We start from the raw sequence: 16,497 nt of genomic DNA on the forward strand, positions 1-16,497 counted from the left end.
GGCATCGAAGCGGCGAGACAGAGGAAATCCCATGGTCGAAGCGGCGAATGACATCGCTATCGTCGGAATGTCGTGCCGGATGCCGGGCGCTTCCGACCTGGAGAAGTTCTGGCGGTTGCTGCGCGAGGGCCGCGATGCCGTCGGGCGGGCGCCCGCCGACCGGCCCGGTCTCGAGGAGACCGCGGGATTCCTCGACTCGGCCACCGAATTCGACGCCGGATTCTTCGGCGTCCCACCGAACGAGGCGAACGCCATCGACCCCCAGCAGTTGCTCGGGCTCGAGCTCAGCTGGGAGGCGTGGGAGGACGCCGGTCTCGGCGACGCGACGGGCGCGCGGGCGGGTGTGTTCCTCGGCTGCACCGGCACCGATTTCGCCGAAATCGTTGCCGCGCAGGGCAGCACCGGCGTCGGTCGGCATTCGCTGTGGGCCGTCGGACGAGGGGTCGCCGCCAACCGGATCTCGAACTACTACGGGTTCACCGGGCCGAGCATGGTCGTCGACAGCGGGCAGTCCTCGTCCTTGGTCGCGGTGCACCTGGCCTGCGAATCGATCCGCGGCGGCGAATGCGAGGTGGCCGTGGCGGGCGGGCTGAATCTCATCCTGTCTCCGTTGAGCGGCGAGCGGTACGAGCAGTTCGGCGCGCATTCGGCGTCGGGGAAATGCCACACCTTCGACGACCGGGCCGACGGCACCGTCCGCGGCGAAGGCGGCGGCATGATCGTGCTCGAGCCGGTGGAGCGTGCGATCGCCGCGGGACACCGGATCTACGCCGTGATCCGTGGCAGTGCCGTCAACAACGGCAACGAGCGGCAGGTGTTGAGCGCCCCGAGCGCCGCTGCCCAGGCCGCCGTCATCCGGGCCGCGCTGACGGCGGCCCGGGTCGACGGCGCGTCGGTGCAGTACGTGGAATTGCACGGCACCGGCACGCCCGCGGGCGACCCGGTGGAGGCAGCGGCGCTGGGCGAAATCTACGGCGCGGGCCGCCCGGCGGGCCGGCAGCTGGCCGTGGGTTCGGTCAAGACCAATATCGGGCATCTGGAAGGCGCCGCGGGAATCGCGGGATTGATCAAGACCGCACTGTGCCTGCGGCACGGGCAGCTCGCGCCCAGCTTGAACTTCCGAAACCCCAACCCCCGTATCCCGCTGGAAGAGTTGGGCCTGCGGGTGCAGACCAGTACGCAGCCGTGGACGGGCGACGCGCGTCGCCGGGCCGGTGTGTCGTCGTTCGGGATGGGGGGAACGAACGCGCACGTGATCCTCGAGGAGGCGCCCGCGACGGCTGCCGTCGAGGTGACCGGCGAGACCCGGCCCGCGGTGTGGCTGCTGTCGGCCCGGAGCCGGGAAGCCTTGCGGGAGCAGGCTGTTCGTTTGCGGGAGTGGCTGGCGGAGCACCCGCGAGCCGGTACCGCCGAGGTGGCGTACTCGCTCGCCCACACCCGGACGCCGATGGAGTGGCGGGCAGCGGTGGTGGGGTCCGGCGCCGATCGGATGCGTGCCGGGCTCGCCGCCTTGGCCGACCCGGCACCCGACCTGGTCGCCGCTGATCCCACGGTGGTGTCCGGCCGGGCCGCGGCGCGCCGGGTGGTGTTCGTGTTCCCTGGCCAGGGCAGCCAGTGGGTGGGAATGGGCGCCGGACTGCTGGCGTCGGACGAGGTCTTCGCGGCGTCGATCGCGGAATGCGAGGCGGCGCTGGCGCCGTTCGTGGACTGGTCGCTGACCGACGTGCTGCGCGGGACGCCGGGAGCCGCCTCGCTGGATCGCGTGGACGTGGTGCAGCCGGTCCTGTTCGCGATGCTGGTATCGCTGGCGCGGCGGTGGCAGGCGGCCGGTGTGCGGCCGTCCGCGGTGGTGGGGCATTCGCAGGGCGAGATCGCGGCCGCGGTGGTGGCCGGTGCACTGTCGCTCGCGGACGGAGCGCGCGTGGTGGCCCTGCGGTCGCGCGCGGTCGCGGAACTGCTCGCGGGCTCGGGCGGTATGGCGTCGGTCGGCTTGCCGGGTGACGCGGTCGCCGGCCGGCTGGCGGCCTTCGGCGGCCGATTGTCGGTCGCGGCGGTGAACGCGCCCGGCCAGACCGTGGTGTCCGGGGCGGCCGACGCGATCGAGCGGTTCCTGGCCGAGTGCGCGGCGGAAGGGATCTGGGCGAAACGTATTCCGGTGGACTACGCGTCGCATTCGGCGGCGGTGGAACGTATTCGCGACCGCGTGCTGGCCGACTTGGCGCCGATACAGCCGAAAGCCGGTGCGATTCCGTTCTTCTCGACGGTGACGGCCGAGTTCGTGGACACCTCCGGCCTGGACGCGGCGTACTGGTATCGCGGGTTGCGCGAGCAGGTGCGATTCGCCGAGGCGATCGAGGCGTTGCTGCGCGCGGAGATGACGGCATTCGTGGAGACGAGTCCGCATCCGGTGGTCGCCTCGGCGATCGAACTGGTGGCCGAGGCGTTGGGCGCGACCGACCGAGTGGCGGTGTGCGGCACGCTCCGGCGTGGTCACGGGGGCCCGGAGGAGTTCGCCGCGGCGTCGGCCCGGGTCTACTGCGCGGGTGTCGACGCGGTGGCGGCGGAATTGGCTCCGCCGGCCGCGCGAGTCGACCTGCCGGTCTACGCGTTCCAGCGCCGCCGGTGCTGGACGCCGGAGGTCGGCGCGGGCGCGGCGGATCTGCGCCGTGCCGGGCTGGTCGCGCCGGATCATCCGATACTGGGCGCCGCGGTGCCGGTGGCGGAGCGCGACGAATGGCTGTTCACCGGGCTTCTGTCCCCCGACACCCAGCACTGGCTGGCGGATCACCTCGTCTTCGGGGCTCCTGCGGTGCCCGCGGCGGTCTGGCTCGATGTCGCGTGGAGCGTGGGCGCTCGGGTGGAGGCCGCGCAGGTCGAGGAACTGCGGATCGAGGCGTCGCTGCCCGCGAACACGCCGTGGACGATCCAGGCGCGCGTCGCGGCAGCCGACGGGAGTGGTCGGCGGACGTTCACCGTCCACGCCCGGCCCGCCACGGGTGTCGCTGCGGAATGGTCTCGGTGCGCGCAGGGAGTGCTGGCCGGAGACCGCGACGAGATCCCCGCTCGGCCGGACGTCGAGTGGCCGCCCGCCGGAGCCGAACCGGTGGCCGCCGAGGAACTCTACGACCGACTGGCAGGCCGCGGGCTCGGCTACGGTGTGGCATTCCAGGGCGTCACGGCGTCCTGGCTGCGCGGTCGCGACGCGTTCGCCGAGGTTTCGCTCGACGAGTCGGTCGGCGATCGAGGCCGGTTCGGCATCCATCCCGCGCTGCTGGATGCCATGGCCCACGCCGCGACGGATCTGCTCGCCCACGACGCACCCGCCCGGACGCCGATGCCTCTGTCGTTCACCGGCGCTCAGCTGTATCGCTCCGGCATCGCCGCCGCCCAGGTGCGGATCGAGCGGGTCGATGCGGACACCGTGCGGGTGACGGCCGTCTCCGAGGACGGTGAACCGGTTCTGATGATCGACTCGCTGCGGCTGCGCATGGTCGATCGGGTGATGGACGAGTCCCCGGCGGCGGTGCCCGTGTCCGCGCCGACGCGCCGCAGGCGCGCCGCGGTAGAGGGTCCGCTCGCGCCGCGGCTGTTCGCCGTCCCCGAGCCGGAGCGCGACGCGCTCGTGCTGAACGTCGTCGCCGAACAGGCCGCCGCGGTACTCGGCTATGAGTCTCCCGAGGCCGTGCCCGCCGATCTGCCGTTCACCGCCTTCGGATTCGACTCGCTGAGCGGCGTCCAGTTGCGCGACCGGCTGGCCGCGGCCACCGGGCTGACGCTGCCCGCGACGCTGATGTTCGACCACCCCACGCCCACCGCGGTGGCGCGGCTGGTGCGCGCTCGGCTCGAAGGGACCGATCCCGCCGCGCCGCGTACCGTGCGCCGCGTCCGATCCGACGAGCCGATCGCCATCGTCGGGATCGGCTGCCGCTTCCCGGGCGGTGTCGGATCGGCCGAGGACCTGTGGCGGCTGGTCGCCTCCGAAACCGACGCGATCACGCCGTTTCCCGAAGACCGGGGATGGGACCTGGAGCGGCTGTTCCATCCCGATCCGGACGAGCCGGGCACGGTCTACATCCGCGAAGGCGGATTCCTCTCCGGCGCGGCGGAATTCGACGCCGGGTTCTTCGGCATCGGGCCGCGGGAGGCGGCGGCGATGGATCCGCAGCAGCGGCTGATGCTGGAAGTCGCCTGGGAGGCGTTGGAAGACGCGGGCCTGGACCCCGCCGCGCTCCGCGGTACGGATGCCGGTGTGTACGTCGGCGCCTGCGCCTCCGGCTACGCCGACGGCGTGACCGGGGAGTACGAGGGTTTCCGGCTGACCGGGACGTCGCACAGCGTCATCTCCGGCCGCGTGGCCTACGCCTTCGGCCTGGAAGGTCCCGCGGTCACGATCGACACCGCGTGTTCCTCGTCGCTGGTCTCACTGCACCTGGCTTGTCAGGCGCTGCGCCAGGGCGAGACCTCCCTGGCGCTGGCCGGTGGGGTGAGCATCTCGGCGAGTCCGGCGCTGTTCGTCGACTTCGCGCGTCAGCGGGGGTTGGCGGCGGACGCGCGGTGCAAGCCCTTCTCCGCCGCGGCCGACGGCGTGACCTGGTCCGAGGGCGTCGGCGTGCTGGTCGTCGAACGCCTCGCCGACGCCCGTCGCCTCCGGCACCGGGTCCTGGCGGTCGTGCGCGGCAGCGCGATCAACCAGGACGGTGCGAGCAATGGCCTGACCGCGCCGAACGGTCCGTCGCAGGAGCGGGTGATCGCGGCGGCGCTGGCCGACGCGGGGTTGCGGCCCGCCGATGTGGACGCGGTGGAGGCGCACGGAACCGGTACCGCGCTGGGCGATCCGATCGAAGCGCAGGCGCTCATCGCCGCCTACGGCGCCGAGCGAGCGGAACCGCTGCGCATCGGGTCGGTGAAATCGAATATCGGTCACGCCGTCGCGGCCGCCGGTGTCGGTGGCGTGATCAAGATGGTGCAGGCGTTGCGGCACGAGATCCTGCCGAAGACAGTGCATCTCGATGCGCCGAGTCCGCACGTGGACTGGTCGGCGGGTTCGGTGCGGCTGCTGAGCGAGCCGGAGCCATGGCCTGCGGGCGACCGGCTGCGTCGTGCCGGGGTGTCGTCGTTCGGTATGAGCGGGACGAACGCGCACCTGATTTTGGAAGAAGCTCCGCCGCAAGCGATTTCGATCGAAATACCTACCGCCGCAGATGATCCGGGTGATGGTGATCGTGGTGTCCGGACGTGGACGGTGTCCGCGCGCACCCCGGAAGCATTGCGTGCGCAAGCGGTTCGGCTCACCGAATGGCTCACCGCGCAAGACGACGTAGACGTGGCGGATGTGGCGCACACACTGCTGCGGCACCGCGCGCAGCTGGAGTTTCGCGCCGCGGTGGTCGGGCGCGAGCTCGGGGATCTGCGGTCCGGGCTCGCGAGTCTGGCCGAAGCCTCCGACAGCGATTCCGTGGTCACGGGCCGTGCCACGGCGCGGCGGGTGGCGTTCGTGTTCCCGGGTCAGGGCAGCCAATGGCCCGCGATGGGCGCCGAACTGCTCGCCACGCATCGAGTTTTCGCGGAGTCGATCGCGGACTGCGAGGCGGCGCTGGCGCCGTTCGTGGACTGGTCGCTGACCTCCGTCCTGCGTGGGGAGCCGGGCGCGGCATCGTTGGACCGCGTGGATGTGGTGCAGCCCGCGCTTTTCGCGGTGCTGGTGTCGCTGGCGCGAGTGTGGCGGGCGAGCGGGGTGGAGCCCGCCGCGGTGGTGGGGCATTCGCAGGGTGAGATCGCGGCGGCCGTGGTGGCGGGCGGGCTTTCGCTCGCCGACGGCGCGCGTGTGGTCGCCGTCCGGTCCCGGATCGTCGCGGAGGAACTGGCGGGGGCCGGTGGCATGGTGTCGGTCGGGCTGGCGGCAGAGGCGGTCGCGGACCGCTTGGCTGGGTTCGGGGACCGGTTGTCGGTGGCGGCGGTGAACGGGCCGGGGCAGACCGTGGTGTCGGGGGAGACCTCCGCCGTGGACGAATTCCTCGCGGCCTGCGCGGCCGACGGTGTGTGGGCGAAACGGATTCCTGTGGACTACGCGTCGCATTCGGTCGCGGTCGAAGCCATCCGCGAACGGGTCCTGACGGAGCTGGCTCCGGTCGCGCCGGTATCCGGTTCGGTGCCGTTCTTCTCGACCGTGTCCGCGGACTACGTCGACACCGCGACGCTGGACGCCGCCTACTGGTATCGCGGCCTGCGCGAGCCCGTCCGGTTCGCCGAGTCGGTCACAACGCTGCAGCGAGCGGGTGTGAACGCCTTCATCGAGGTCAGCCCGCACCCGGTTTTGACCGTAGGGATCGAGCTGGCGGCGGATGCCATCGGCATGTCCGGCCGCGTGGCCGTGCTGGGCACCCTGAGACGCGAACTCGGCGGGCCGGAACAACTCTCGCTCGCGCTGGCGCGCGCCCACTGTGCCGGTATCGACCTGGCCGCAGGGGCATTGGCGCCCGTCGCCACCCGGGTGGACTTGCCGCGGTACGCGTTCGAGCACAAGCGGCACTGGCTGGCGCCCGGCGGTGTGCCGGATATTCGGCAGTCGGGTCTGGACGAGGCGGCGCATCCGTTGCTGGCGGCGATGGTCCGGCTGCCGGAAAGCGACGAGGCGGTGTTCACCGGCCGGCTGTCGCGTTCGGCGTATCCGTGGCTGTCCGATCACGCTGTCGCGGGTGTGGCGTTGCTCCCCGGAACCGCCTTCGTGGAGCTCGTCCTGCACGTCGGCGCGGTGGTCGAGTGCACGCGGGTGTCGGAACTGGTGCTCGAGGCGCCCTTGGTGGTGCCGTCGTCGGGGACCGTCGAGCTACGGGCGGTGGCCGCCGCACCGGACGAGTCGGGCAGGCGCAGGGTGTCGGTGTACTCCCGGTCGGACGAGGCCGCATCCCGTGTCGGGCACGATGCGGCCGACCGGAACTCGGGCACGCCGTGGGTCCGGCACGCCGTCGCCACGATCACCGCCGAAGCGGATGCGGCCGAGGCGTCGGTCGTGGCCGTCCGCCCACCGGCCGCTGTGGCCGCGATCGATATTTCCGCTGCCTACGCGGAGTTGGCCGAGCGTGGCTACGAATACGGTCCGGTGTTCCAGGGACTGACCGCCCTGTGGCGCGGTGACGGCGAAGTCTTCGCCGAAGTGACACTGCCGGAGCCCGGCCGCGCCGGCGCCGCCGAATTCGGCGTACATCCGGCAGTGCTGGACGCGGCGCTGCACGCGGTCCTGCTCGGCGGGCTCGTCTCCGACGTGCCGGATGGGACGGTCGCGGTGCCGTTCTCCTGGGAGAACGTCAGGCTGTACGCGACGGGAGCGACCACACTGCGGGTCCACGCGTCCCTGTCCGGCTCCCCGTCCGCCGGACCGCGGATCGCGGTGACCCTCACCGATACCTCGGACCTGCCGGTGGCCGAGGTGGGCGCGTTGACCATGCGCCCGATCCCGGTCGAGGCGCTCGGACGGTCCCGGCCGCGCAGCGAGGGACTCGGCTACCGGGTGGAGTGGGTCGCGTCGTCCGCGCCGGAAGTCGCGGCCGCCGGGGTCTGGAGCGAAGCCGAAGACGGCGACACCGTGCGCGTCGAGGGACGGGTGGCGATGGTGATCCGGCTCGACGAGGCCGCGGGCGGCGCTGTGCCGGAATCGGTACGGAATGTAGTGACCGCGGTGACCACGCGGGTGCAGCGGCTGCTGGAGCGGGAGACGCCTATCGTCGTGGTGACCCGCCAAGCCGTGGCGGTGCATCCGGGTGAATCGGTGGATCCGATCGCGGCCGCGGCGTGGGGGTTGCTGCGCACCGCACAGACCGAGCACCCGGATCGGCTTCTTCTCGTCGACGTCGACGACTGGGCCGAATATCGGGAGAGCGCCGCGCTCGCGATGACCACGAGCACCGAACCCCAGTTCGCCGTCCGTCGTGGTGTCGCGCACGTCGCGCGCTTGCACCGGGCAGCGGGCGACGTCGGGAACGCGAGCGTGGCGACGCGTGCTCCGGCGTGGGCGCTGACCCACCATGGCAAAGGTGCCCTGACCGGCGACAACCTGACGCTGACGGAGACGCCGGACGCGTCGCGGCCGCTCGGCCCCGGCGAGGTCCGGGTGGCGCTGCGGGCGGTCGGTCTCAATTTCCGCGACGCCTTGATCGCCTTGGGCATGTACCCCGATCCGGACGCTGTGCTGGGTGTGGAGGGCGCCGGTGTGGTGGTCGAGGTGGGTTCCGAAGTGACGAACCTCGTGCCGGGAGATCGAGTCTTCGGGTTCCTGTCGGGTGTGAGGTCGGTGGTGGCGGTTGATCGCCAATTGGTGGTGCGGATGCCTGCGGGGTGGTCGTTCGCGGAGGCGGCGGCGGTACCCGCGGTGTTCGTGACGGCGTTCTACGGATTGGTGGATGTCGCGGGGACGCGCGGTGGAGAGACGGTGTTGGTGCATGCGGCGACGGGTGGGGTGGGGTTGGCTGCGGTGCAGTTGGGGCGGTGGTTGGGTGCGCGGTTGGTGGTTACTGCGAGTCGTCCGAAGTGGGATGTTCTGCGGGGGTTGGGTTTCGGTGACGAGGAGATCGGTGATTCGCGGTCGCTCGATTTCGAGGGGAAGTTCCGTGCGGGGCTGGGTGGTGTGGATGTGGTGTTGGATTCGTTGGCGGGTGAGTTCGTGGATGCGGGTTTGCGTTTGCTCGGGCCGGGTGGCCGGTTCGTGGAGATGGGGTTGCTGGATCGGCGTGATCCCGAGCAGGTAGCCGCCGAACACCCCGGGGTGCGGTACGACAGTTTCGTCCTGCTGGAGGTGGCGCCGGAACGGCTGCGGGAGATCCTGACAACGGTTGTGGCGCTGTTCGAGGCCGGGATCTTGACGCCGTCCCCGCTCACCGCATGGGATCTGCGGCAGGCGCCGGAGGCGTTGCGGTTGATGAGTCAGGCTCGGCATATCGGCAAGAACGTGCTGACGGTGCCCGCGCCGTTGCGGCCTGAGGGGACGGTGTTGATCACCGGTGGCACCGGTGGGCTGGGGGCGTTGGCGGCTCGGCATCTGGTCACCGAGTACGGGGTGCGCAGGCTGGTGCTGGCGAGCAGACGCGGCCCGGAAACGCCCGGTGCGGCCGAACTCCGCGACGAACTCGAGGCTCTGGGTGCGCACGTGGAGGTCGTCGCCTGTGACGCGGCGGACCGGGACGCACTCGAGACGACGCTCGCGGCGATCCCGTCCGAGCATCCCCTGACCGGCGTCGTCCACGCCGCGGGTGTGCTCGCCGACGGCCTGTTCACCGGCTTGACGGCGGAGCGGATCGCGGAGGTGTTGCGGCCGAAGGTGGATGCGGCGTGGAATCTGCACGAGGCGACGCGGCATCTGGATCTGTCGATGTTCGTGTTGTATTCGTCGATCGCGGGTGTGATCGGTAATGCGGGGCAGGCGAATTACGCGGCGGCGAATGTGTTCCTGGACGCGCTGGCGCAACACCGGCGGGTGAACGGCCTGGCGGCGACCTCGATCGCGTGGGGACTGTGGAGTCGCAGCACCGGTATGACGGGCGCGTTGGGTGATGCCGATATCGCCCGTTTGCGGCGGGAGGGTTTCCCGCCGTTGGGCGAGCGCGAGGGGATGGCCCTGTTCGACGCGGCACTCGCGGGCGGCGCGTCGTCGTTCGTGGCTGTCCGCGTCGACCGTGACGCACTGGCGGAAACCAAAGCTCGCGCCCTGACAAGCGATTTGGTGCGACCGTCCCGCCGCAGGGTCGCCGATGCGGTGGCGCAGCGACCGGAACTGGCTACGCGGCTGGCGGGTCGCTCGGCTGCCGAACAGGACCGCGTCGTCCTCGATCTCATCCGCGCCCAGGCGGCGGCGGTGCTGGGACATACGAGCGCCGAGTCGATCCCGGCGGACAAACCGTTCCGAGACATCGGCTTCGACTCACTCGGTGTCATGGAATTCCGCAACAGGCTGTCCGAAGCCACCGGTCTGCAACTGCCGTCGACGCTGGTCTTCGACCACCCGACCGCCACAGCTATGGCGAAGCTGGTGCGCTCTCTGGCGGCGCCGACCGCCGCCGAGCAACCCGCCGAACAGGCGCCACGCCGGGACCGCGCGGTCGACGAACCGATCGCCATCGTGGGCATGAGCTGCCGCTTCCCCGGCGGGGTCACCTCACCGGAGAGTCTCTGGGACCTGCTGGCCGCCGGCGTGGACGCCAGCGGAGACTTTCCCACCGACCGCGGCTGGGATCTCGAGCGACTGTTCGACGCCGACCCGGACAAACCGGGTACCTCCTACACCCGCCGCGGCGGATTCCTCGCGGACGCAGGCGATTTCGACGCCGGCTTCTTCGGCATCGGTCCCAGGGAGGCGTCCGCCATGGACCCCCAGCAGCGCTTGCTGCTGGAAGCGACCTGGGAGGCCCTCGAGAATGCCGGTGTCGACCCGGTCGCGTTGCGTGGCAGCGATACCGGCGTCTTCGCCGGAGCGTGCTCATCCGGCTACGGCGACCGGGTCACCGGAGAACTGGAGGGCTACCGCCTCACCGGCACCACGCACAGCGTGATCTCCGGCCGGGTGGCCTACGTCTTCGGTTTCGAAGGCCCGGCCGTCACCGTGGACACCGCGTGCTCCTCGTCGCTGGTCGCCCTGCATCAGGCCACCCGCGCCCTGCGCGACGGAGAGACCTCGCTGGCACTGGCCAGCGGTGTGACGGTCGCGGCCGATCCGTATCTCTACGTCGACTTCGCCCGCCAGCGCGGCCTGGCGCCCGATGGACGCTGCAAATCGTTCTCCGCCGACGCCGACGGCGTCGGATTCGCCGAGGGCGTGGGGGTGCTCGTGCTCGAACGGCTGTCCGATGCCCAGCGCCTCGGGCACACCGTGCTCGCTCTCGTACGCGGTAGCGCGATCAACCAGGACGGTGCGAGCAATGGCCTGACCGCGCCGAACGGTCCGTCGCAGGAGCGGGTGATCGCGGCGGCGCTGGCCGACGCGGGGTTGACGCCCGCGGATGTCGACGCGGTGGAGGCGCACGGAACCGGGACGACGTTGGGCGATCCGATCGAGGCCCGGGCCCTGATCAATGCCTACGGGCGCGACCGCGCCGGTCGCCCGCTGCTCATCGGGTCGGTGAAATCCAATCTCGGCCACACCATCGCCGCCGCGGGTGTCGGCGGCGTGATCAAGATGGTGCAGGCGCTGCGGCACGAAACCCTGCCGAAGACACTGCACGCGGACGAGCCGAGCCCGCATGTGGACTGGTCGGCGGGCGCCGTGCGACTGCTGACCGAGGCAGAGGCGTGGCCCGCCGGGGACCGCGTCCGCCGGGCGGGAGTGTCGTCCTTCGGCGTCAGCGGCACCAACGCGCACGTCATTCTGGAAGAGGCGCCCGCGGCGGGGCTGTCACCGATCGTGCCCGCTCCCGGGCCACGCATCGAGACGGTCGTGCCCTGGCTGGTGTCGGCCGAATCCGAGTCGGGCCTGCGGTCGCAGGCCGAGCGGCTACGGCAATGGTCGATCCGCCACCCCGACGCCACACCATGGGACACCGCCCACGCGCTGCTCACCACCCGTGCGCAACTGCCGTGGCGCGGCGCCGTCGTCGGACGCGACCGGGACGAACTGCTGGCCGGGCTGGCCGAATTGGCCGCAGGCAGCCCGGGCGCGATCGCGGCGAAGACGAATGGGGCGGGCCGGACGGCGTTCCTGTTCACCGGGCAGGGCGCTCAACGCGCCGGGATGGGCGCCGGTCTGTACGCGGCGTTCGGCGTGTTCGCCACGGCCTTCGACGAGATCTGCGCCCATATCGATCCGCTGCTCGGCCGGTCGCTGCGGGAGCTGGTCTTCGACCCGGACGGCGCCGGGCTGCTGGAGCGGACCGAATTCACCCAGCCCGCCCTGTTCGCGTTCGAGGTGGCGCTGTTCCGGCTGCTGGAATCGTTCGGCGTCGTTCCGGACGTGCTGATCGGACATTCGATCGGCGAACTGACCGCCGCGTATCTCGCCGGGGTGTGGTCACTGCCGGACGCGTGCGCGCTGGTGGTGGCGCGTGGGCGGTTGATGGGCGCATTGCCCGGCGGCGGCGCGATGCTGGCCGCGGCGATCCCCGAAGGACAGGCGGTGGATCTGCTCGAGGAGTTCGCCGGTGAGGTTTCGCTGGCCGCGGTGAACGGTCCGGGAGCGGTGGTGTTCTCCGGCGCGTCCGCCGCGATCGACGCGATCGCCGACCGGCTGGCCACGGCGAACGCGCGGACTTCACGGCTGCGGGTGAGCCATGCGTTCCATTCGGCGGCGATGGAACCGATGCTGGACGAATTCCGCCGGGTGGCCCGAGGCTTGACCTACCATCGGCCGTCCCTGCCGATCGTGTCGAATGTGTCGGGCGTCCTGATCGATGCCGAACCGACCGACCCGGACTACTGGGTCGCCCAGGTGCGCGGGTGCGTCCGGTTCGCACCGGGCATCGCCACCCTGATCGACGACGGCGTCCGGCGGTTCGTCGAGGTCGGCCCGGATGCCGTGCTGGCCGCCATGGTTCGACAGTGTCTGGCCGAAAAGCCCGACGCGGAAGCGGAATCGATCGTGGTCGCGGCCGCACGGCGCGCGACCGACGAGCCGGACCAGCTCGTGACCGCGCTGGCGCAGGCCACCGCCGGAGGAGTGGCAGTGGACTGGACGCCGCTGTTCGCAGGCCGAGCGGTCGAGCGGGTAGCACTGCCGACCTACGCGTTCGAGCATCGGCGGTACTGGTTGCCACCGGTCCGGGTGGCGGATGTCTCGCGCTCGGGACTGGACGACGCGGGTCATCCACTGCTGGGCGCTCTGGTGCGGTTGCCGGATTCGCCGGATGTCGTGTTCACCGGGCGATTGTCCGGAGCGGATCATCCGTGGCTGGCCGATCACGCGGTCGGTGGGGCTGTCGTGTTCCCCGGCGCCGCCTTCGTCGAACTCGTCTTGCACGTGGGCGCGGCAGTGGACTGTCCCGCGGTGTCGGAGCTGGTGATCGAGGCGCCCTTGCCGGTGCCCGCGGCGGGTGCCGTCGAATTGCGGGTGGTCGCCGGTGGGCCGGATGAATCCGGTGCACGGGCGGTCACGGTGTATTCGCGGTCGCGGGACGGCGAGGAGCCCGGTGCCGACTCTGCCGAGTGGGTACGTCACGCGACCGCGACGGTGGCCGCGCGAGCGGATGGCCCGTCAGCCGCGTCGGTGGCGACGAGCTGGCCACCGGCAGGCTCGACCGCGCGTGAACTCACCGGCGCGTATGCGGATCTGGCCGAGCTCGGCTACGAGTACGGCCCCGCGTTCCGGGGGCTTTCCGCGCTGTGGCGCGGCGACGGTGAGGTCTTCGCCGAGGTCGTGCTGCCCGAGTCCGCTCGATCGCAGATCGGCGGGTACGGAGTGCATCCGGCGCTGCTGGACGCGGCGCTGCACTCCGTCCTGCTCGGTGGGCTGGCCGAATCGGAGGACGGTGCGGTGGCCGTGCCGCACTCGTGGGAGAACGTCAGGTTGTACGCGGCCGGAGCGACCACGGTGCGAGTCCATGCCGCCGTATCCGCCGTAGCGCCGGGAGAAACCCGAATCGCGGTGACGCTCAGCGATGTCTCGGGGCGGCCCGTGGCCGAGATCGGTGCGTTGAGCCTGCGCAGGCTCTCGGCCGATGTGTTCGCGTCGGTGCGCCGCGCCTCCGGCTACGGCATCGACTGGATCGCACTGCCCGCCATCGAGCCGAGCGTGACCGCGGCCTGGGAAGTCGCAGGTGATCTCGAGACCGTGCAGGTCGCGGGCGCGGATACGACGGTGGTCCGGCTCGAAACCGAGGCCGAGAAGGGGGAGCTGCCCGCGATTGTGCGAGCGGTGGTGACCGCGACGACGAGCCGCGTACGAGAGCTGCTGGAACGAGACGGTCGGATCGTGGTGGTGACCCGGCGGGCGGTGCCGGTCCATGCCGGTGAGGCCGTCGACCCGGCCGCGGGAGCGGCGTGGGGAATGCTGCGCACCGCCCAGAGCGAGCACCCGGAGCGGATCCTGCTCGTCGACGTCGGCGACTGGGCCGATTACCGGGAGAGCGTCGTCCTGGCGCTGACTCTGAACGCCGAACCGCAACTCGCCGTCCGCGGCGGCATTCCGCACGCGCCGCGTCTCCACCGTGCCGGGCGCGCGGAGGACGCCCGCCTGCGTGGCGCGGAGCTATTGGCCGCCGGGACTTCCGACCACCGGGAATGGTCGTTCGCGCCGACCGGGAAAGGCACCCTGACCGCGGACAATTTCGGCCTGCGCGTACTTCGGGACGCCTGGGAGCCACTGGCTCCGGGGCAGGTGCGGGTGCGCACTATGGCGGTGGGCCTGAACTTCCGGGACGTACTCGTCTCGCTCGGCACCTACCCCGATCCGGACGCTGCGCTGGGTGTGGAGGGCGCCGGTGTGGTGGTCGAGGTGGGTTCCGAAGTGCCGAACCTCGTGCCGGGAGATCGAGTCTTCGGGTTCCTGTCGGGTGTGAGGTCGGTGGTGGCGGTTGATCGCCGATTGGTGGTGCGGATGCCTGCGGGGTGGTCGTTCGCGGAGGCGGCGGCGGTACCCGCGGTGTTCGCGACGGCGTTCTACGGATTGGTGGATGTGGCAGGGGTGCGCGCTGGGGAGCGGGTGTTGGTGCATGCGGCTACGGGTGGGGTGGGGTTGGCTGCGGTGCAGTTGGGGCGGTGGTTGGGTGCGCGGTTGGTGGTTACTGCGAGTCGTCCGAAGTGGGATGTTCTGCGGGGGTTGGGTTTCGGTGACGAGGAGATCGGTGATTCGCGGTCGCTCGATTTCGAGGGGAAGTTCCGTGCGGGGCTGGGTGGTGTGGATGTGGTGTTGGATTCGTTGGCGGGTGAGTTCGTGGATGCGGGTTTGCGTTTGCTCGGGCCGGGTGGCCGGTTCGTGGAGATGGGGATGCTGGATCGGCGCGATCCGGCACAGGTAGCCGCCGAACACCCCGGAGTCGCCTACACCGGTTTCATGCTCATGGACCTGGGGCCCGACCGGCTCCACGAGATCTTGACCCGCATCGTCGATCTGTTCGAGGCGGGTGTGCTCACTGCGTCTCCACTCACCGCATGGGACATCCGGGATGTGCCCGAGGCATTGCGACTCATGAGTCAGGCTCGGCATATCGGCAAGAACGTGCTGACGGTGCCCGCGCCGTTGCGGCCTGAGGGGACGGTGTTGATCACCGGTGGTACCGGTGGGTTGGGTGCGTTGGCGGCTCGGCATCTGGTCACCGAGTACGGGGTGCGCAGGCTGGTGCTGGCGAGCAGACGCGGCCCGGAAACGCCCGGTGCGGGGAAGTTGCGTGACGAGCTCGTCGCTCTCGGCGCGCACGTGGACGTGGTCGCTTGCGATGCGGCGGACCGGGATTCGTTGGATGCGGTACTGGCGGCGATCCCGCCGGAGCATCGGTTGACCGGTGTCGTGCACGCGGCTGGGGTACTGGCCGACGCGCTGCTGGAGAACATGACGGCGGAGCGGATCGCGGAGGTGTTGCGGCCGAAGGTGGATGCGGCGTGGAATCTGCACGAGGCGACGCGGCATCTGGATCTGTCGATGTTCGTGTTGTATTCGTCGATCGCGGGTGTGATCGGTAATGCGGGGCAGGCGAATTACGCGGCGGCGAATGTGTTCCTGGACGCACTGGCGCAACACCGGCGGGTGAACGGCTTGCCCGCGACGTCGATCGCGTGGGGGCCGTGGCAGCAGAGCACCGGCATGACGCGGACACTCGCTGACGCCGACTTCGCCCGTTTGCGGCGGGAGGGTTTCCCGCCGTTGGGCGAGCGCGAGGGGATGGCGCTGTTCGACGCCGCGCTGTCAGGTAGCAGGGCCGCGTTCGTGGCGGCCCGCATCGACCGGTCCGCGCTCACGGAGATCGCCGATCACGACCCGCGGCCGATCGTGCGCGACCTGGTCGGACCCGCGCGGCGCCGAGCCGAGGCCGTGGTGGGTGGATCGCCGCAACCGGTGAACCGCCTTGCGGGCCTGTCGACCGCCGAGCAGGACCGCGTCGTCCTCGATCTGATCCGCGCCGAAGCCGCGGCGGTTCTCGGGAGCGACGCCGAGACGATCGCCGCCGACAAACCCTTCAGCGACATCGGATTCGACTCACTCGGTGTCATGGAATTCCGCAACCGGTTGAAATCGGCCGCAGGCGTCCAGGTGCCCGCGACGGCGATGTTCGACTACCCGACTCCGAGGGACCTGGCGGGCTATCTCCGCCAGGAGATCGCTCCGGTGGAGGACCCGGCGAAACGGCTCGCCGCCGAAGTCGAAGCGCTGGCCCACAGTCTCGCCTCCGCCGAACTCTCCGCCGCCGACCGGTCGTCCCTGGCGACCACATTGTCCGCCCTGCTGCGTGAACTCGAAGGCAGGGACGCCGGCGCCGCCGATCCGGGCAGCGATGCCGACCACCTGGACACCGCGGACGATCACGAACTCTTCGAGTTCATCGACAATCTCAGCTGACCTCGCACGATCAGGAGCCCCACCGATGGCCG

General features: G+C 71.0%; 1 protein-coding gene. It reads left to right on the forward strand.

Features of this window, described 5'->3' with window-relative positions; translation table 11 throughout:
- The first annotated feature begins 31 nt into the window (after nt 1-31).
- The gene (locus ACIA5H_RS07925; RefSeq protein WP_397074703.1) at nt 32-16,465 is read left to right on the forward strand and encodes an SDR family NAD(P)-dependent oxidoreductase; all 16,434 of its coding nucleotides are present in this window, start codon (nt 32-34) and stop codon (nt 16,463-16,465) included.
- The last annotated feature ends 32 nt before the right edge of the window (nt 16,466-16,497 follow it).

Source organism: Nocardia sp. NPDC051900 (assembly GCF_044452545.1).
GTDB classification, from domain to species: domain Bacteria; phylum Actinomycetota; class Actinomycetes; order Mycobacteriales; family Mycobacteriaceae; genus Nocardia; species Nocardia sichangensis.

Bases quoted from the DNA above. Each gene is read 5' to 3' on its own strand.
- ACIA5H_RS07925 (WP_397074703.1), top strand. From the start codon at position 32: ATGGTCGAAGCGGCGAATGACATCGCTATCGTCGGAATGTCGTGCCGG.